Origin of the sequence: Halobellus sp. H-GB7, assembly GCF_030848585.1 — an archaeon.
Taxonomy (GTDB): Archaea; Halobacteriota; Halobacteria; order Halobacteriales; family Haloferacaceae; genus Haloquadratum; species Haloquadratum inordinatus.
This window is the reverse complement of sequence record NZ_JAVDDW010000004.1, coordinates 191,654-208,186: the sequence shown is the minus strand read 5'-3', so window position 1 is coordinate 208,186 and position 16,533 is coordinate 191,654. Positions and strand designations below refer to the sequence as shown.

Here is a 16,533-nt window from a genome sequence, read left to right as displayed (position 1 = left end):
GCACAGAAATGGGACCGCCCGGATTCGAACCGGGGTCACGGGCACCCAAGGCCCGAAGTATACCAGGCTAACCCACGGTCCCGCGTCTGAACGTGGCGGCGTCACCGAGTAAAGGATTTCGTTCGGCGTCGACCGGAATCAGATTCCCCAGATCGCGGCGATGCCGACGGTCGTCACCGCCGCGAACACCAACTGAAGCGGGCCGCCGACCCGGAGGTAGTCGCTGAAACGGTAGCCGCCGGGACCGTAGACGAACAGGTTCGTCTGGTAGCCGACGGGCGTCATAAACGCCGTCGACGCCGCGAACGTCACTGCCAGGATGAACGAGAAGGCGTTCGCACCGAGCGTCTGAGCTGCCTCGACCGCGACTGGGATCATCAACACGACACTCGCGTTGTTCGAGATGACGTTCGTCAGGATCGCGGTGATGAGATAGAACACCGCCAGCACCCCGACGAGCGGCAGTAGATCGCCCACGGCGACGACGAGTCCTGCCAGCAGCGCCGCGCCACCGGACGACTCCAGTGCGATGCCCAGCGGAATGACGCCTGCGAGCAAGAAGACGACGTCCCACTGAACCGCGTCGTAGAGTTCGCCCGGACGGAGACATCGCGTCGCGACCATCGCGAGCGACCCCGCGAGCGCGGAGACGACGATCGGGAGGATGTCGAGCGCGGCGAGGCCGACGACGGCGACGACGATGCCCACGGCGATCGGCGTCTTCTCCCCGCGGAAGTCGTGCTGTTCGATCTCCTGGGCGACGATGAAGTCCCGGTTCGCATCGAGCCGCTCGATGCTGTCGGCGGTCGCCTGCACGAGGAGCGTGTCGCCGACGCGGAGCGTGACGTTGTCCATCCGCCGGCGGAAGAGTTCCTGCCCGCGCCGCAGCGCGAGCACCGTCGCGTTGTACCGCTGTCGAAAGCTCGCAGACGCGAGCGACTCGCCGACGAGTGACGACCCCGGACCGATGACGACCTCGACGAGATTCTGCCGGGCTTCGCCGGCTTCTAGCTCCGATTCGTCGACGGCCGTCGGCACGACGTCCAGCCCTTCGACGTCGAGTAGTTCGACGAGCGTGTCGCGGTCGGTCCGAATCGCGAACACGTCGCCCGGTTGGATCTGCTTCGGCCCGAGCGGTTCGAGGAAGACCTCGCCGCTGCGGATCAACTGAATCAGGTCGATGTCGAAGTCTGTCTCCTCCAGCGCGCGCCGGACCTGCTGGCCGACGAGCGGTGAGTCCTCGCGGACGACGACCTCCGTCAGGTACTCGCCCATCTCGAACTCCTCGGTCAGATCCTGTCGGGGCTTGATCCGCTCGGGGGTCAGCCACCGCCCGACCGTCAGCAAGTACGCTGTGCCCACGATGGAGACGACGATACCGAGTTGCGTGAACTCGAACATCGTGAACGTCCGGCCGATGAGCCGTCCCGAGAGTTCGGAGGCGAGGATGTTCGTCGACGTCCCGATCAGCGTGAGCATCCCGCCGAACATCGACGCATACGAGAGCGGCAAGAGCAGTTTCGACGGCGACGTCCCGCCGCGCTCGGCGAGGTCTGTCACCATCGGCAGCAAGATGGCGACCGCCGCGGTGTTGTTGATGAATCCGGAAATGGGCGCGACGACGCCGATCGTCGCCCCGAGCTGTCGGTCCATACTGTCTCCTGTGAAAGAGGCGATCCGCGCGCCCAGCCGCTGGACGACGCCGGTGCGCTGGACGCCGTCGCTGAGGATGAACATCGCAAGCACCGTCAGCGTCGCCTCGCTCGAAAAGCCCGAGAGCGCGTCCGCGGGGTAGTCCGCAAAGAGCACGATCGGGTCGCCCAAGAGCCCTATCGTTGCCAGCGCCGCCGACGCCGGCTGGATCAACAGCAGCGCCACCATCACCCCGATCGCAGTGACGTCGACCGGAACTGGCTCGGTGACGAACAGCGCGAGCGCGACGAGGACGACGAGGAAAACAGCGAGGACGCCTGGCGGTATCGGTGCCACATTGTTCGGTCGACTCGCCAGTGCAAAATACTGTGGGATTTCTCTCACGTCCGGCGGTGGAGCCCCCTTTCGGCCCCCGATTCGACCTCCGTCACCCGAGTGTGATGAGTCGGGTCGGCGACCGCCGCCGGCGTTCAGAACTCGTCTTGGAGTTCCATCTCGGCGACGAGTCCGTAGGGGTCCGTGCCCGAGCGGATGCAATCGAGGATGCGGAACGCGTCTTTCGGCGAGAGGAAGTGCCGACAGACCGCCCGTCCCAGCGGCGTCGGATCGAAGCCGTCGATGAACTCCCACTGGAGCAGTTTGCCGATCGCGTGTTTCGTCGGGACGTCACCGACCATCCGGTCGTTCAGTCGCTTGGCACGCTTGCCGGCGACGACGACGTTCGCGAGCGTCTCCTCGGCGGCCGCGGTCTCGTCGTAGTGCGTCAGGACGTCCTCCATCTCGCCTTTCAGGAGTTTGAACGCGACCTCGTCTTCGGTCATCTCCATCGTGTTGTGGTAGGTGCAGTCGGGTTCGACGAGAAGATAGACCGTCCCCTGATCGTGGTAGTCCGGGCGGCCGGCACGCCCGAGCATCTGCTCGAACTCCTGGACGGAGAGCCACTCGATGCCCATCGCCAGCGAGTCGAAGATGACCTGTGAGGCGGGGAAGTCGACGCCGGCGGCGAGCGCGGCGGTCGTGACCACCGCGGCGAGGTCCTGATCCCCGAACTGCCGCTCGACGCGCTTCCGCCGGCCGTAGTCGAGGCCGGCGTGATACGGCGCGGAGTCGTACTCCAGTTTTCGCGAGATCTCGTGACACCGCCGTCGCGAGTTCGTGAAGACGATGGTCTGCCCGCGGTAGCCCTTCGAGGACTTCGAGTCGAACTCGCGTCTGACGAGTTTGTTGATGATGTCCGGCTTCTCTCTGCCGTCGGCGAACGTCACGTGACGCTCGATCGGGACCGGACGCTCCTCGAACTCGATGAGTGTCGCGCGGAGGCGCTCGGCCAGCGACTCCGGATTCCCGACCGTCGCGGAGAGATAGACGTACTGTGCGCCCCCGTAGCTCTCGCGGGCCGCCTCGCGGTCCTCGCAGTAGTACTTCAGCCGGCTGATGAGACCATCGAGGCGGTGGCCGCGCTCCTCCTCTTTGAGCGTGTGGACCTCGTCGATGACGACGGTGCCGATGTCGCCGAGGTCTTTCCCCGTCCGCAACGCGTGGTCGATGCCCTCGTAGGTCCCCACGACGACGTCCGCGTTCGGATTGAAGCGGTTGCCGTCGTCGTTGATCCGGGACGCGCCGACGCGGATCGTCACGTCGAGGAGGCCGCCGTAGCGCTCCTCGAAGTCCTCGTGCTTCTGGTTCGCCAGGGCGACGAGCGGGACCAAAAAGAGCAGTTTGCCCTCTCCCTTCAGCGCCCGGTCGAGCCCCGCGAGTTCACCGACGAGCGTCTTCCCGGTCGCGGTCGCGCTCACGACGAGTTGGTCGCGGCCCTCGAACAACCCGTTGTCGACCGACAGCGACTGCACTGGAAGCAGCGTGTCGAATCGGTCTTCGACCCGCCGCTGGAGTTCGGGGTGGAGATCGAGCGTCGACGTCTCGACGAGGTCGACTTCGTCGGTCGTCGCGCTGACGGTGTCGAACTTCGTGAGATCGGGATCGAGCCCCCCGGCGAGGAGGTTCGAGATCCGATCGAGGTCCTGCGTTTCCAAGAGGAGGTCTTCGAGCCGGTCCTGCGCCGCCCCGGTGAGCCGCCCCGATGCCGAGAAGTCGAGTTCGCGCTCCAGTTCCCGCTTTGCACAGTCGGGGCAGATGTACTCGCGGTCGGTCTTGATCGCCGTATCCTCCGTGATCGGCGAGTACCTCCCATCGGAAGCGCAGTATCGACACGTCCGAACGACTAGCGCTTCGAGTTGGTAGCCGTCGAGCATCTCGCGAAGTTCGTCGCGACGCTGCTTCGAGGTCTGTTCCGAAATACGGATTCGCGACGCACGGCGCGCAAGCTCGATGAACTGGCTCGGATCGCGGGGCTCTTCCGTCGATCCGCGCTTGATGCGGAACTTCGCGGGACGAGGGCCTGCGTCCGTCTCCTTTAGTTCGAGGACTCCGCGAAAGACACGCTCCCCGTCCCGTTCGACGACCACGAGGAAGTCGTCGCCGGTCTCGTGGAGAAAGAGCGTGTCGACGCGGCCGACCTGCTGAGACACGCCCGACGGTACGTGGACGAGGTATTTCAGCGGTTCGTCTGCCGGTCGGCTCTGTCAGCGAATCGCGTGGCCGCGGCTGGACTTAAGTCCCGTGCCCGACAACGTCTCGCTATGCGCGGAATCCGTATTGGTAGCGCGTTCGGTATCCCGATCAAGCTCGATCTCACGTTCCTCATCGTTCTCCCCCTGTTCGCGTGGCTCATCGGGAACGACGTCGGGCAACTCGTGGGCGTCCTGAACGACCTGTTCGGCTCGGCCATCGACGTCGGCCCGCTGACGGCCGGGTCGATGCAGTGGGTACTGGGCGCGGCCGCGGCGATCGGCCTCTTCTTTTGCGTCTTACTCCACGAGTTCGGCCACTCGCTCGTCGCGATGCGCTACGGCTACGAGATCGACTCGATCACGCTGTGGCTCTTCGGCGGCGTCGCGAGCTTCGCCGAGATGCCCGAAGACTGGAAGCAGGAGCTCTCGATCGCCGTCGCCGGACCGATCGTCAGCGTCGCCCTCGGCGTGCTCTCGTATGCGGCCTTTGCCGTCCTCCCATCGGCACTCGACCCCGTGAAGTTCGTCGTCGGCTACCTCGCGCTGACGAACATCGTGCTCGCGGTGTTCAATATGTTACCCGGATTCCCGATGGACGGCGGCCGCGTCCTTCGTGCCCTCCTCGCGCGAACGCGACCGCACGCCCGCGCGACACAAATCGCCGCAGAGGTCGGGAAAGTGTTCGCGTTTCTCCTCGGGCTCTTCGGACTGTTCACGAATCTGTTCCTGGTCGCTTTGGCCTTCTTCATCTACATCGGGGCGTCCTCGGAAGCCCAACAGACCGTGATGAAGGCCGCCTTCCAGGACGTGACCGTCAGAGACGTGATGACGCCCCGTCAGGATCTCGACGTGGTGAGCGAGCACACAAGCGTCGCCGAACTCCTCGAGCGAATGTTCACCGAACGCCACACGGGCTATCCGGTGATGGATGGCGACCGCCTCGTCGGGATGGTGACGCTCAGCGACGCCCGCTCGATCAAGGAAGTCGAACGCGACGCCTACCGGGTCGGCGACGTGATGGCGAACGACCTGGCGACGATCTCACCCGGCGCCGACGCGATGACGGCCATCGAGCAGATGCAGAAGAACGACGTCGGCCGCCTCCCCGTCGTCGACGACGAGGGCGAGGTCGTCGGGCTCATCTCCCGCTCGGATCTCGTGACGGCGTTCAACATCATCCAATCCCGCGGGTCGCTCGCGTCGCTCTCACCGCGAGACACCACGAGCCTCCCGAATCCGCGCTAACTATCCGCCGCACGCCACGCAGCCGCCGCACCGCGCTCACTCGTTGGCTTCGGTACCGTCCCCGTCTCCGTCGGCCACTCTGAGTTCGACGCGCGAATTCGCTCTGAGCCACGCCACGGCCGTCGAGAGCACTGCTTCGTCGTCGCCGGTGAGCTTGATTCGGGTCTCGCCCGCTTCCCGGTTCGGGTAGCTTCCGACACGGATCCCGAATCGTTCCGCGACGTCGCCCAGAACCGACGCGAGGGCCCCTTCCGGCTCGGGGGAGTACAGCGTCTGCGTCGCCACGTCGCCATCGAACTCCCCGGCGACGTTCGCGAAGACGGCTTCCATCTCCTCGGGAATCCCGGGCAGGACGTACACGTTCTCGGCAACACACCCCGGTGCGAGCCCCTCGGGGTTCGGAATCGGCGTCGCACCCACCGGCATCGAGGCGTACCACTCAGGCCGGAGCTCGAACTCCAGATCGGGATTCTCCTCGTAGATTCGATCGATCGTCTCCTGTACGTCTGCGTCGGCGACGGGATTGACCACGAGTTCCCGATCTAACCCGGCGGCGACGGCGGGCATCGTCACGTCGTCGGGCGTCCCGCCGAGGCCGCCGGTGACGATCACGGCGTCGAACTCGGCGGCCCACTCGCGGATCGTCCCGGCGACGACGCCCTCGTCGTCGGGGACGACGATGATCCGCGCGACGTCGGCGCCACGGGCAGTGAGTTCCTTCGCCAGCCACGTGGCGTTCGTGTTCTCGATGTCGCCCGCGAGCAGTTCGTTCCCCACGGTGACGATCGCTACGTCCATACGCCCTCCGTCGGGCGGCGGCTGCTTATATTGTCGGACACAACTGTGTCAAGAGATTCCTCTCCCCGGGATGACGAACTGCGTTTCAGACGCGTCCGGTAGTATAACGCGCCGGGGCGCAACCCCGTGCTCGATATCGTCCATCGGTGAGGCGCCGCTTTGGTCCGGCGGTGACGACGTCCAGAAGCGGAAAGTCCATATTCCACGGGCCGTAGTGCCACCTATGGGATTGTTCGATAGCACACGCGTGCTTGGCGGTGTCGCTCTCATAGTCGTCGGATCGCTGCTGCTGCTCCCGGGGGCCCTCCCGGACGCGTCGCAACTGTTCACCTACGCGCTCATCCCGGCCGCCGCGCTCGTCACGTACGGAACGTGGCTCGTCGGCACCTCCGAAGGGGCGCCCGCGGTCTGAAACGCGCGAAATCGACTTCTGCGGCCCGATTCTGATCGAACTACCTCGTCTATAGTTGCGTTTGCAACTGAGCAATCTGCTCGCACCGTAGCGCACGACCAGGTGCGTGACGACGTACAAACGATACTCTCGTCAGTCACAGGTATCCAAAAAAGCAGAACGAAACGCGGGTCGGCCGATCGATCAGGATCCGCCGGGTGCGGTCGACTGGCTCAGCGTCGCAGACGTCTCGCCGTTCGGCGACGACCAGACGACGCGGAGTGTTTCACCGCTCCACTGCTGCGTATTGTTGAACTCAGCGCTCGTCCCGGCGGATATCGTTGTCCCATCTATCTTTCCACTCCACTCGGCGCTGCTCGGAGTTGCACTCAGACCGGTCGTGTTCAGACGAGCGGCCTCAACCGAGTCACCGGACTGGTGCGTGATGGTGACGTTGGTTCCCGAGGCGTTGTAGTCGAAGTCGAAACTCGCCTGCGGGGCTGTCTGCTGGATACTGCCCCCGAGGTTGAGCACGAACGAACCGATGACGGCCGCGAGGATCACCGTAATCGCGACCATCAGGATAACGCCGATGACCGGCGACACGGCGGAATCGTCGGTGAAGAGTTGCTTAAGATTCATCGAGTTATGCGCCTCCCGGTGCGGTGGATTGGCTCAGCGTTGCGGAGGTCTCGCCGTTCTGGGAGGTCCAGACGACGCGGATCGTCTCACCATTGAATGCGCTGTCCGCAACCTTCGTAATTGAGGTGCCAGCACTCACTGTGGTTGTATCACTCCAGTTACCGGACTTCGAGGTGTCCCACCCGGTTCCGGTCGTGTTCAACTGGTTCCCTGTGATCGAGTCACCGGACTGGTGAGTGATTGTAACGTTGTTGGTGCCTCCAGTCGTATTGTAGTCGAAACTGAAGCTCGCCTGGGGTGCCGTCTGCTGGACGCCTTGGCCGAGGTTCAGCACGAACGAGCCGATGACGGCCGCGAGGATGACTGTGATCGCGACCATCAGGATGACGCCGATGACCGGCGACACGGCTGAATCGTCGGTGAAGAGTTGTTTGAGTTTCATTGGTAGTGTTGATACCGTCCCACGACGGTGGTGGTGTCTTCGGTTTTCGTTTGCCTGTTGCCCGGCTGCAGGCTCGTCGTGAGAGGCGTATTTGCCCGTACAAACTAACCTAAATTAAATCTAGTGCTCTAGTTATCAAAATAGATAACAAAATTGGGGTTTCGCACCCTTCTCGCGGCCGTGAAGACCGAAAGACAGTCGCCGCGAACGGCCGCTGCACACAAAACATATGTTTCCGTACCGTGACGTTATCAGTGGACTGTCGTTTGCGACGGAATTCGGCGCTGTGCAGTGTTTCATCGTCGAAGCGTCGGCATCCTCCCCGAGTCCCAGGTTCCCGACCCTGCCAGTCCCGAACCGCAAACGGCACTGCTCCCCGCTCGGCGGTTGCCGCCGACGTGTAACCGCCCACGATACCGTCTCCCCCCCACTATGACACGAACCACGTTCCGAGTCGGTGCGGTTCCGATCGCGGTGCTCGTGGTACTGTCGGTCCTCGCCGGCAGTGTCACGTTCGCCGGGTCGGTCGCCGCCGTCGACGGAGTTTCAGCCGAAACGCAGTTCGACCCGCTAACGGTCGACGAAGAGACCGAGACGCAACACACGTTCAACTACTCGTTTACCGGCGTCAACACGTCTGACAACGTCACGCTCTCGCTCTCTGTTCCGGGCGAGTTCTCGATAGAGAGTGCAGATGTCGAGATGAAAAACGCGACCGGGACCGTCCTCAACACGACGACGAGAGTCGGCAATACGCTGGAAGCAACAGCCAACTCGTCGACGTCGACGGTCTATCTCGCCGGGAACGTGACGGTGACGTCACCTGCCGTCGATACCGACACCGACTACCAGGTCAAGATCAACGCGACCGACGTCGACGGGACCGTTTCGGAGAGTGAGACGCTCACCGTCGAAAACGTCGCTACGCTCGCCATCGGTGTCGAAGACGAGTTCGAGCCGACGACAGTCACGCAGGAGACCGAGAACCGGCACACGTTCAATTACTCGGTCTCCGGCGTCGACACCGGCGAAGACACGACGTTTTCGCTCGCCATCCCCAGCGAGTTCACGATCGAATCGTCGGACGTAGTCGTCAAAGATGCCACCGGCTCCGAGGCGGGATCGCTGAGCGCCTCCGGCAACACGCTCTCGTACACGGACAATCTCTCCACCACGACGGCGTATCTCGCTGGCAGCGTGAATCTGACGAGCCCCGCCGTCCCCGAAGGACAGGAGACAGCGAGCTATTCCCCGACGATCGAGGTTGACGACACCGCCGACCGCTCGGCGACCAGAGACGAAGAGATCACTGTCCAGTACGCCGGCGGCGTCCCCGGCTCTCCGGAGTACCTGAGCGCGATTCAGTACGTCCAGCCCGACGGCACGCCCGCTATCGAGGTGGCATTCTCCGAGGACGTGCAGAACTTCGAGTCGAACTACGCCCTCCTCGTCGACGACGAAGAGGAAGTGACGGGAGAGATCGTCGCAGACGTCACTGAGGCCCAGGGCCGCGTGATCATCGAACTCGACGACACCGACAGCCGAGAGCTGACGCTCCGGCTCGAAGACGGGATCACGGACCCCACTGGTAACGCGCTCGACAACCCAGACGACTACACGGTGACGTTCGCTCCGACGACCGTGACCGCCGGCGAGAGTATCAGCGCCTACAAGGGATCGACGGTCGCCGTCGTCGCCTCGTCGACGAACACGGACGTCACGATGGAAGGGACCGACGACGACACGGACACCTACTTCTTCGAGGGCGCGACCGGGACCAACAGCCGGGTCTTCCTCTTCGCGACCGACGACCGAACCCTCGGTGACTACGAGGCGACCATCGAGGGAGAAGGTGTCGCGAACATCACTGTTCGTGACCTCGATCTCGCGATTTCGATCGACGATCGGAACGTGACGAACCTCGAGCCGGTCGAGGGCACGGTTTCGGCCCGAACGAGCAACCGGGAGGTCCGACTCGAACTGCTCGACGACGACGAGGTCGTCGAGAACACCGAACGGTACGCCGACCTCTCCGGGCAGGGCGAGTACGACTTCAGCTACGATCTCGAAGCGCTCGAGATCGAAACAGGCGAGTACACTGTTCGCGCGACGGACACGACGTCGGGAATCTCCGTCGAGTCGTCGACGGTCAACGTCACCGAAGCGGGCGACACCGAGGCGACGTTCCCCGATCGCACGCCCACGGACAACCGCGGTGACGTCGTCGCCATCCCGGTCGAACTGTCGAACACGCGCGAGGCGACAGTGACAATCGGTGAGGAGGACGTCGGCTTCCGCGCGAACGTGACCGTCCGCGACGGCGAAGACGACGACGACGACCGCGACAACCGCGTCACTATCTACTTCGACAGCTACGCGGCGTCGACCTACGGGACCGGCTCCTTCGACGGTGAAAACGAGATCTTCAGCGTCAGCGAGGACGACGAGGTCGTCGAGGGCGACGTCAGCATCGGCGTCTCGAACCTCCTCGACGCCGAGAGTTACCCGGTGTCGGCCGCGACCGCAGGTCGCGAGACCGACGTCGCGACGCTCGTTCTCGAACCCCGCGAGACGATAGCGCTCCGGACCTGGACCGCTCCGGAGGACCGATACGGCGACCTCGACACCGCGGCAGACTTCCGTGAGGCGAACGGCGACTGGGTGACGCGCGACACCGACATCGCGACTGGCGACACTGTCGTCTACGAACTCCGCGCCTCCGGTCTCGAAGGCGCACTCGACGCCTTCGAGGAGGATACCGTCACCGCCGAGTTCTTCGACTTCGCGAGCGGGACGGGCGATTCGCCGCCCGCCGTGTTCACCGTCGAGCAACAGGACCCCGGTCCGAACCGCGATCCGCTCGTCCTCCAGTTGAACAGCTCCAACTCGCGGGTCGTCGCGGATTCAGACAACGACACGTACTACGTGATCTCCCGGACGGGTGACGACGGCCCCACGGGCGTCCGCGACACCGACGAGGACGGCGCGATCGACGACGACGAGGACGAGACCGGCTCTCTGGGCACCGACGAACGGCTCCGCGCTTCGTTCACCGTCTTCGGCGACGACGAGAACGACCTCGATCTGACGGAGTCCGGCGAGGACGAGACCGTCGAGACGACGTACTCGACGACCGAAGCCGAGTTCTCGATGAACGAACCGTTCAACGTCACCGAGACGAGCGGCCAGGAGATCTTCGGTGAGGCGACCGTCGCCCCCGGCACGGAAATCAACATCCGGGTTCGCAGCGGCGACGACATCCGGCCCGCGTTCCTGAAAACCACGACGACGACAGTCGACGCTGACGGACAGTTCCTCGCGACGTTCTCGTTCAACGATACGAGTCCCGGCGACGCCTACACGATCGAAGTCAACGGCGGCCCGGCGCCCGAACTGACTGTCGACGGTACCGTCCAGCCGGTCATCCCGACTGCGACGACGCAGACGCCCGCTGAAACGACGACCACGACGACGACCACGACGACAACCACGACCACGACCGAACCGCCGACCACGACGGTGACGGAGATCCCGACAGTCCAGACGCCGACGACGACGCCCGGATTCGGGGTCCTCGCGACCCTCGTCGCTCTCGCTGGGGCCGCGCTACTCGCGCTCCGTCGAGAATAACTCGCTACTCACTCTCACTGCGCGCCGGCCGGCCGAGCTGGTCCTCGACGACGTCTACTTTTTCGCGTGCGCGCCCCTCGCTCGTTCGCTTGTCGTCGATCTTCAGCACCGTACTCACGCGGTCCGCATCGACGGCCCGGTGGGCGGCCTCCGCGGCGGCAAAGAGCGTGCCGACGTCGTCGGCTTCGATCACGGTCCCCATCGGGTTCGTCTCGTACTCGACGTCGAAGTCCTCCAAGGCGTCGACGGCTTTTGCGACCTCTGCGGCCATACTGTCTTCGATCACAGGCGCGACGCTCAATAGCGCGATAACGGTCATACGCGTCGATTCCGCACCGAGCCGCAAAACGTTTTCTCGCAGAATGGGGGACGCGGCGGGTCGGTTCAGCACCCGAGTTCAGTACTCCGGACGCTGGGCGCGGATGACTTCTGCGACCCGCTGTTCCTCGTCGGCGAGCAGTTCGGTCAGGTCGTCGGCCGTGATGATCCCGACGAGTGCGTCGCCCTCACAGATCGGCACTCGCCGGATGCTGTTATCGCGCATCATCGTCGCCGCCTCGTAGAACCCCGCCTTCCGGTCGAGCGTGTGGGGGTCTTCGGTCATCACGTCCGCCGCCGTCTGCTCGGTCGGGTCGGCTCCGTTCCCGAGCACGCGGACGGTCAGATCTCGATCCGTCACGATACCCACCGGCGTGTCACCGTTCGTGATGACGACGCTACCGACGTTCTCCTCGTCCATCGTGGCCGCGAGGTCGGTGACGGGTGTGTCCGGATCGGCTGTTACGACGTCGCTTCGAGCAAGGTCGTCGATTGGCATACTCTCTCACCCACTATCGGTTGCCGCCCCGGCGAGTAATTGCTACCTGTTCTTGTTACTGACTGGGAAGTATACCTGTGATTATTGTAGTGTGTTAACAATAGGTGACAGAGAACTCCTCAATCGCCGACTCAGTCGCTCTCTGCCCACGCGAAGAGTCGCTCGAAGACGACGAGATAGACGAGAAATGCGGCCGCAAAGACCGCCCACGCGACGATGTTGAACTGTCCCGTGAACGCGAGAACGACGAAGATGTACGCAAGTGAGGCGGCGACGAAACTGGCGGCGTAGCGCGTCCGTCGGGAATCCATAGTAATTCATTGGCGAGCAGACACAATAAACGCACTTGGCCTGTAGCGCGAATAAGCGTACCTCGTCTACGGAGTCGGTTCTCCGATTACGAAAACCGGGGATAAAGAACCCGCTCCGCTCGTCGGTTAGTATCGAGAGAAGTGCGCTGGCTGGGATTTGAACCCAGGTTGTGACCATGGCAAGGTCACGTGATACCACTACACTACCAGCGCGTGTCGTGGTCTGCGTCTGCATTCCAGAAAATGCGAGATTAATAAATAAGACTTGCGAATCGGAGAGCAAATCGGCCGATGGCGTGGGTGAAAATACCACGGGGCGGTTCCCCACGAAACCGCCGTAGGGCGGAGTGAGACGGCCTCTCACCCCCGAACGGTTTCGCTAGTCTTTTAGGCTCCCCTACGGTACGAGGGATACAGTCTAGACGTGACGCTGAAGGGACCGGTATGACGCTGACCGTACTCGTGCCGTCCTCTCTCGTCCGAGAGGCCGAAGACAAACGCGAGGCAACTCGCAAACTCGGCTACGTCGCCCGCGCGGCGACGGTGTTTCGGGCGGATCGGCTCGCCGTCTTCCCAGACAGGGAAGGCGAGCGACGCTGGGGAGGCGAGTTCGTCGAAACGGTGCTGCGATACGCTGCCACGCCGCCGCACCTCCGAAAGGAGGTCTGGGGGCGACGCGACGAACTCGAGTACGTCGGCGTTCTGCCGCCCCTCCGCGTCCCGTCTATGACCGGCTCCGAATCAGACGGTTCGGGGTCGTTAACACAGGGAATCGTGACCGAGGTCGGACCTGACGGCCGCGTTCGGGTCAATTGCGGACTGCAACACCCGGTCTCTCTCCACACGCCTCCGTCGATGGAGGTCGAGGAGGGGACGCGCGTCGCCATCAGGATCTCTTCGCGAGAACCGGTCCGTGCGCGGATCGTCGACGAGCCCGTTCCGGGCTTCGACGTGTCCCGTACGGACCTCGAGGAAGCGCTCGGCCGCGCCGACGCGGGCGTCACAATTGCGACGTCCCGCTTCGGCCAACCGTTGACCACGTCGTGGCTGCCGGACCTCTCCGCTCGCATCGAGCGGGAGGGGGCGACAGTCGCGTTCGGGTCACCCGGCCGTGGGCTTCCGGCCATCCTCGACGTCGACGTCGAGGATGCGGTCGAACCCGTTGACGGTCCGGGGTTCGATCTCTGGCTGAATACGATTCCGCGACAGGGCAGCGAGGTGGTGCGAACTGAAGAAGCGATGTTCGCGTCGCTCGCGTCCCTGACACTCACGGAGTGATCATATGCCACAACCAAGCAGACCACGAAAAGGTTCGATGGGCTTCAGCCCGCGCAAGCGTGCGGCCAAGGAAGTCCCACGCATCCGGTCGTGGCCCGACGACGACGGGTCCCCGGGTATCCAGGGCTTCGCCGGCTACAAGGCCGGGATGACCCAGGTGATGATGGTCAACGACGAGGCCAACTCCCCCCGCGAAGGGATGGAGGAGGCCGTTCCGGTGACCGTCGTCGAGACGCCGCCGATGCGCGCCGTCGCCCTTCGAGCCTACGAAGACACGCCGTACGGTGCAAAGCCCCTGACTGAGGTGTGGGGCAACGAGTTCGACGAGAACCTCGACCGCGTCCTCGACCTTCCGAACGAGGACTCCTTCGAGGACGACGCCGAGGACCTTCGCGCGGCCGTCGAGGCCGGCGAGGTCGACGACGTCCGACTCATCACCCACACCGTCCCAGGCGAGATGCAGAACGTCCCCAAAAAGAAGCCCGACGTGATGGAGACCCGAGTCGGCGGCGGCTCGGTCGACGAGCGCATCGACTTCGCGCTCGAGCTCGTCGGCGACGGCGGCGAGCACGAACTCTCCGACGTCTTCCGCGCTGGCGAGTATCTCGACGTCGCCGGCGTCACGAAAGGCAAGGGGACGCAGGGTCCCGTCAAGCGGTGGGGCGTCCAGAAGCGGAAGGGCAAACACGCCCGCCAGGGATGGCGGCGCCGGATCGGTAACCTCGGTCCGTGGAACCCCTCCCGCGTGCGCTCGACGGTCCCCCAGCAGGGACAGACGGGCTACCACCAGCGAACCGAACTGAACAAGCGCCTCATCGACATCGGTGAGGGCAGCGAACCGACCGTAGACGGCGGCTTCGTCGGCTACGGCGAGGTCGACGGACCGTACGCGCTCGTCAAAGGCTCGCTCCCGGGCCCCGACAAGCGCCTCCTTCGGTTCCGTCCGGCCGTCCGACCGAACGACCAACCGCGCCTCGATCCCGAGGTGCGCTACGTGTCGACCGAATCGAATCAGGGCTAAACAATGCAGGCAACAATTCGCGACCTGAACGGCGACGACGCCGGCACGCTCGACCTCCCCGAGGTCTTCGAGACGCCGTATCGTCCGGACCTCATCGAGCGCGCCGTCGTCGCCGCGCAGGCGAACCGAAAACAGGCGTACGGTGCCGACCCCTACGCGGGGCTGCGAACTCCGGCCGAGTCGTTCGGCAGCGGTCGCGGGATGTCTCACGACCCCCGCGAAAACGGACGCGCCCGCCGCGTGCCCCACGCGGTCAAGGGTCGCAAGGCGCACCCGCCGAAGGCTGAGAAAGACCAGGGCAAGGACATCAACGACAAAGAGCGGAAACTCGCCGTCCGATCGGCGATCGCCGCCACGACGGACGAAGCGGTCGTCCGCGAACGCGGCCACCAGTTCGGCGACGACGTCGAACTCCCGCTCGTCGTTTCCGACGACTTCGAGGACCTCGTGAAGACCCGCGAAGTCGTCGATCTGCTCGAAACCCTCGGCGTCCACGCCGACATCGAGCGCTCTGACGAGAACAAGAAGGTGAAGGCCGGACGCGGGAAGACCCGTGGCCGGAAGTACACCCGTCCGAAGTCGATCCTCTTCGTCACGAGCGAAGAGCCCTCGAAGGCGGCGCGGAACCTCGCCGGCGCCGACGTGGTCACCGCGGCCAACGTCAGCGCGGAGGACCTCGCCCCCGGGACGCAGGCCGGTCGGCTCACGATCTTCACCGAGAGCGCCGTCGAGGAGGTGGCGGACCGATGAGTTCGCTCATCGAGCACCCGCTCGTCACCGAGAAGGCGATGGACGAGATGGACTTCGACAACAAGCTTCAGTTCATCGTCGACCTCGACGCCACGAAGGCGGAGATCGAAGACGAGATCGAATCGCGCTACGAGGTGGCCGTCGTGAACGTGAACACGCAGGTCACACCGCGCGGCAAGAAGAAGGCGACCGTCCGACTCGGTGAGGACGACGACGCGCAGGAAGTCGCCTCGCGAATCGGGGTGTTCTGAAAATGGGACGTCGAATTCAAGGCCAACGTCGCGGTCGCGGTACGTCCACGTTCCGGGCGCCGTCGCACCGCTACAAGGCCGAACTCTCGCACAAGAAGGCCGAATCGGACGACACCGTCTCCGGGACGGTCGTCGATATCGAGCACGACCCCGCACGCAGCGCGCCGGTCGTCGCCGTCGAATTCGAAGACGGCGACCAGCGGCTCATCCTCGCTCCAGAGGGCGTCGCCGTCGGCGACACGATCCAGGTCGGGGTCAGCGCAGAGATCAAGCCCGGCAACACGCTCCCGCTCGCGGAGATTCCCGAGGGGGTTCCGGTGTGTAACGTCGAGCGCCAGCCCGGCGACGGCGGGAAGTTCGCCCGCGCGTCCGGGACGAGCGCCCAGCTGCTCACTCACGACCGCCACGTCGCGGTCGTGAAGCTCCCCTCCGGGGAGGTCAAGCGGCTGAACCCGCAGTGCCGCGCCACCATTGGCGTCGTCGCTGGCGGGGGCCGCACCGAGAAGCCGTTCGTGAAGGCCGGCAAGAAGCACCACAAGATGAAAGCGCGCGGCATCAAGTGGCCGCGCGTTCGCGGGGTCGCGATGAACGCCGTCGACCACCCGTTCGGTGGCGGCGGCCGCCAGCACCCCGGTCAGCCGAAGTCCGTCTCGCGGGACGCCCCGCCGGGACGGAAGGTCGGTGACATCGCCTCGAAGCGCACCGGTCGCGGTGGCAAAGGAGGCAACGAATAA

The 16,533-nt window shown here is 64.5% G+C and carries 16 protein-coding genes and 2 tRNA genes; 8 read left to right on the top strand and 10 right to left on the bottom strand.

Going from position 1 to position 16,533, the window contains the following annotated elements; genetic code table 11:
* Positions 1-9: 9 nt before the first annotated feature.
* The 3 genes from RBH22_RS09670 to RBH22_RS09660 all read right to left on the bottom strand — a co-directional run bounded on the left by RBH22_RS09670 (position 10) and on the right by RBH22_RS09660 (position 4,181).
* Positions 10-82 (bottom strand) — tRNA-Pro (locus RBH22_RS09670).
* Between the two features lie 56 nt (positions 83-138).
* Entirely contained in the window at positions 139-1,989 is a 1,851-nt protein-coding gene (locus RBH22_RS09665; RefSeq protein ID WP_306677345.1) for an SLC13 family permease, read from the bottom strand.
* A gap of 134 nt (positions 1,990-2,123) precedes the next feature.
* Positions 2,124-4,181 (bottom strand): DEAD/DEAH box helicase, encoded by a 2,058-nt coding sequence (locus tag RBH22_RS09660; protein ID WP_306677344.1) that lies wholly within the window; start codon positions 4,179-4,181, stop codon positions 2,124-2,126.
* A 111-nt stretch (positions 4,182-4,292) separates the two neighbouring features.
* On the opposite strand from RBH22_RS09660, the gene RBH22_RS09655 reads away from it, so the two are divergent.
* Complete coding sequence (locus tag RBH22_RS09655) at positions 4,293-5,468, top strand: CBS domain-containing protein (RefSeq protein WP_256289235.1); 1,176 nt, start codon at positions 4,293-4,295, stop codon at positions 5,466-5,468.
* A gap of 36 nt (positions 5,469-5,504) precedes the next feature.
* Here RBH22_RS09655 and RBH22_RS09650 read toward each other — a convergent pair whose 3' ends face one another.
* Complete coding sequence (locus tag RBH22_RS09650; RefSeq protein ID WP_306677343.1) at positions 5,505-6,266, bottom strand: molybdopterin-binding protein; 762 nt, start codon at positions 6,264-6,266, stop codon at positions 5,505-5,507.
* Positions 6,267-6,489: 223 nt separating this feature from the next.
* On the opposite strand from RBH22_RS09650, the gene RBH22_RS09645 reads away from it, so the two are divergent.
* Positions 6,490-6,678: a hypothetical protein gene (locus RBH22_RS09645; protein ID WP_256545829.1), complete on the top strand. Its 189-nt coding sequence runs from the start codon at positions 6,490-6,492 to the stop codon at positions 6,676-6,678.
* 183 nt (positions 6,679-6,861) lie between these two features.
* On the opposite strand, the gene RBH22_RS09640 is transcribed toward RBH22_RS09645, so the two are convergent.
* Both RBH22_RS09640 and RBH22_RS09635 read right to left on the bottom strand, forming a co-directional pair.
* Positions 6,862-7,299 carry a type IV pilin N-terminal domain-containing protein gene (locus tag RBH22_RS09640; protein ID WP_306677342.1) on the bottom strand — a complete coding sequence of 146 codons (438 nt, stop codon included), beginning with the start codon at positions 7,297-7,299 and terminating at the stop codon, positions 6,862-6,864.
* Between the two features lie 4 nt (positions 7,300-7,303).
* Entirely contained in the window at positions 7,304-7,741 is a 438-nt protein-coding gene (locus tag RBH22_RS09635; RefSeq protein ID WP_306677341.1) for a type IV pilin N-terminal domain-containing protein, read from the bottom strand.
* A 432-nt stretch (positions 7,742-8,173) separates the two neighbouring features.
* Between RBH22_RS09635 and RBH22_RS09630 the strand changes: the two genes are divergently transcribed.
* The gene (locus tag RBH22_RS09630; RefSeq protein WP_306677340.1) at positions 8,174-11,371 is read left to right on the top strand and encodes a BGTF surface domain-containing protein; all 3,198 of its coding nucleotides are present in this window, start codon (positions 8,174-8,176) and stop codon (positions 11,369-11,371) included.
* A 4-nt stretch (positions 11,372-11,375) separates the two neighbouring features.
* Here RBH22_RS09630 and RBH22_RS09625 read toward each other — a convergent pair whose 3' ends face one another.
* From RBH22_RS09625 to RBH22_RS09610, 4 genes are all read right to left on the bottom strand, one after another.
* Positions 11,376-11,690: an MTH1187 family thiamine-binding protein gene (locus RBH22_RS09625; protein ID WP_306677339.1), complete on the bottom strand. Its 315-nt coding sequence runs from the start codon at positions 11,688-11,690 to the stop codon at positions 11,376-11,378.
* 78 nt (positions 11,691-11,768) lie between these two features.
* Positions 11,769-12,188 carry a CBS domain-containing protein gene (locus RBH22_RS09620; protein WP_256545825.1) on the bottom strand — a complete coding sequence of 140 codons (420 nt, stop codon included), beginning with the start codon at positions 12,186-12,188 and terminating at the stop codon, positions 11,769-11,771.
* Positions 12,189-12,319: 131 nt separating this feature from the next.
* Positions 12,320-12,499: a hypothetical protein gene (locus RBH22_RS09615; protein WP_256289227.1), complete on the bottom strand. Its 180-nt coding sequence runs from the start codon at positions 12,497-12,499 to the stop codon at positions 12,320-12,322.
* A gap of 142 nt (positions 12,500-12,641) precedes the next feature.
* Positions 12,642-12,712: transfer RNA gene (locus tag RBH22_RS09610), tRNA-Gly, on the bottom strand.
* Between the two features lie 231 nt (positions 12,713-12,943).
* On the opposite strand from RBH22_RS09610, the gene RBH22_RS09605 reads away from it, so the two are divergent.
* Genes RBH22_RS09605 through RBH22_RS09585 form a run of 5 tightly spaced genes read left to right on the top strand, consistent with a single transcriptional unit; the run spans position 12,944 to position 16,533 of the window.
* Positions 12,944-13,777 carry an RNA methyltransferase gene (locus RBH22_RS09605; protein WP_121569974.1) on the top strand — a complete coding sequence of 278 codons (834 nt, stop codon included), beginning with the start codon at positions 12,944-12,946 and terminating at the stop codon, positions 13,775-13,777.
* Between the two features lie 4 nt (positions 13,778-13,781).
* Entirely contained in the window at positions 13,782-14,798 is a 1,017-nt protein-coding gene (locus RBH22_RS09600; protein ID WP_121569973.1) for a 50S ribosomal protein L3, read from the top strand.
* 3 nt (positions 14,799-14,801) lie between these two features.
* Complete coding sequence (rpl4p, locus tag RBH22_RS09595; protein ID WP_256289226.1) at positions 14,802-15,548, top strand: 50S ribosomal protein L4; 747 nt, start codon at positions 14,802-14,804, stop codon at positions 15,546-15,548.
* Positions 15,545-15,799 carry a 50S ribosomal protein L23 gene (locus tag RBH22_RS09590; RefSeq protein WP_121569971.1) on the top strand — a complete coding sequence of 85 codons (255 nt, stop codon included), beginning with the start codon at positions 15,545-15,547 and terminating at the stop codon, positions 15,797-15,799. The genes rpl4p and RBH22_RS09590 overlap by 4 nt, the downstream gene beginning before the upstream one ends.
* A gap of 2 nt (positions 15,800-15,801) precedes the next feature.
* Entirely contained in the window at positions 15,802-16,533 is a 732-nt protein-coding gene (locus RBH22_RS09585) for a 50S ribosomal protein L2 (RefSeq protein ID WP_121569970.1), read from the top strand.

Coding starts and splice junctions, on each gene's coding strand:
- RBH22_RS09655 (WP_256289235.1), top strand. CDS start 4,293: ATGCGCGGAATCCGTATTGGTAGCGCGTTCGGTATCCCGATCAAGCTC.
- RBH22_RS09650 (WP_306677343.1), bottom strand. CDS start 6,266: ATGGACGTAGCGATCGTCACCGTGGGGAACGAACTGCTCGCGGGCGAC.
- RBH22_RS09645 (WP_256545829.1), top strand. CDS start 6,490: ATGGGATTGTTCGATAGCACACGCGTGCTTGGCGGTGTCGCTCTCATA.
- RBH22_RS09640 (WP_306677342.1), bottom strand. CDS start 7,299: ATGAATCTTAAGCAACTCTTCACCGACGATTCCGCCGTGTCGCCGGTC.
- RBH22_RS09635 (WP_306677341.1), bottom strand. CDS start 7,741: ATGAAACTCAAACAACTCTTCACCGACGATTCAGCCGTGTCGCCGGTC.
- RBH22_RS09630 (WP_306677340.1), top strand. CDS start 8,174: ATGACACGAACCACGTTCCGAGTCGGTGCGGTTCCGATCGCGGTGCTC.
- RBH22_RS09625 (WP_306677339.1), bottom strand. CDS start 11,690: ATGACCGTTATCGCGCTATTGAGCGTCGCGCCTGTGATCGAAGACAGT.
- RBH22_RS09620 (WP_256545825.1), bottom strand. CDS start 12,188: ATGCCAATCGACGACCTTGCTCGAAGCGACGTCGTAACAGCCGATCCG.
- RBH22_RS09615 (WP_256289227.1), bottom strand. CDS start 12,499: ATGGATTCCCGACGGACGCGCTACGCCGCCAGTTTCGTCGCCGCCTCA.
- RBH22_RS09605 (WP_121569974.1), top strand. CDS start 12,944: ATGACGCTGACCGTACTCGTGCCGTCCTCTCTCGTCCGAGAGGCCGAA.
- RBH22_RS09600 (WP_121569973.1), top strand. CDS start 13,782: ATGCCACAACCAAGCAGACCACGAAAAGGTTCGATGGGCTTCAGCCCG.
- rpl4p (WP_256289226.1), top strand. CDS start 14,802: ATGCAGGCAACAATTCGCGACCTGAACGGCGACGACGCCGGCACGCTC.
- RBH22_RS09590 (WP_121569971.1), top strand. CDS start 15,545: ATGAGTTCGCTCATCGAGCACCCGCTCGTCACCGAGAAGGCGATGGAC.
- RBH22_RS09585 (WP_121569970.1), top strand. CDS start 15,802: ATGGGACGTCGAATTCAAGGCCAACGTCGCGGTCGCGGTACGTCCACG.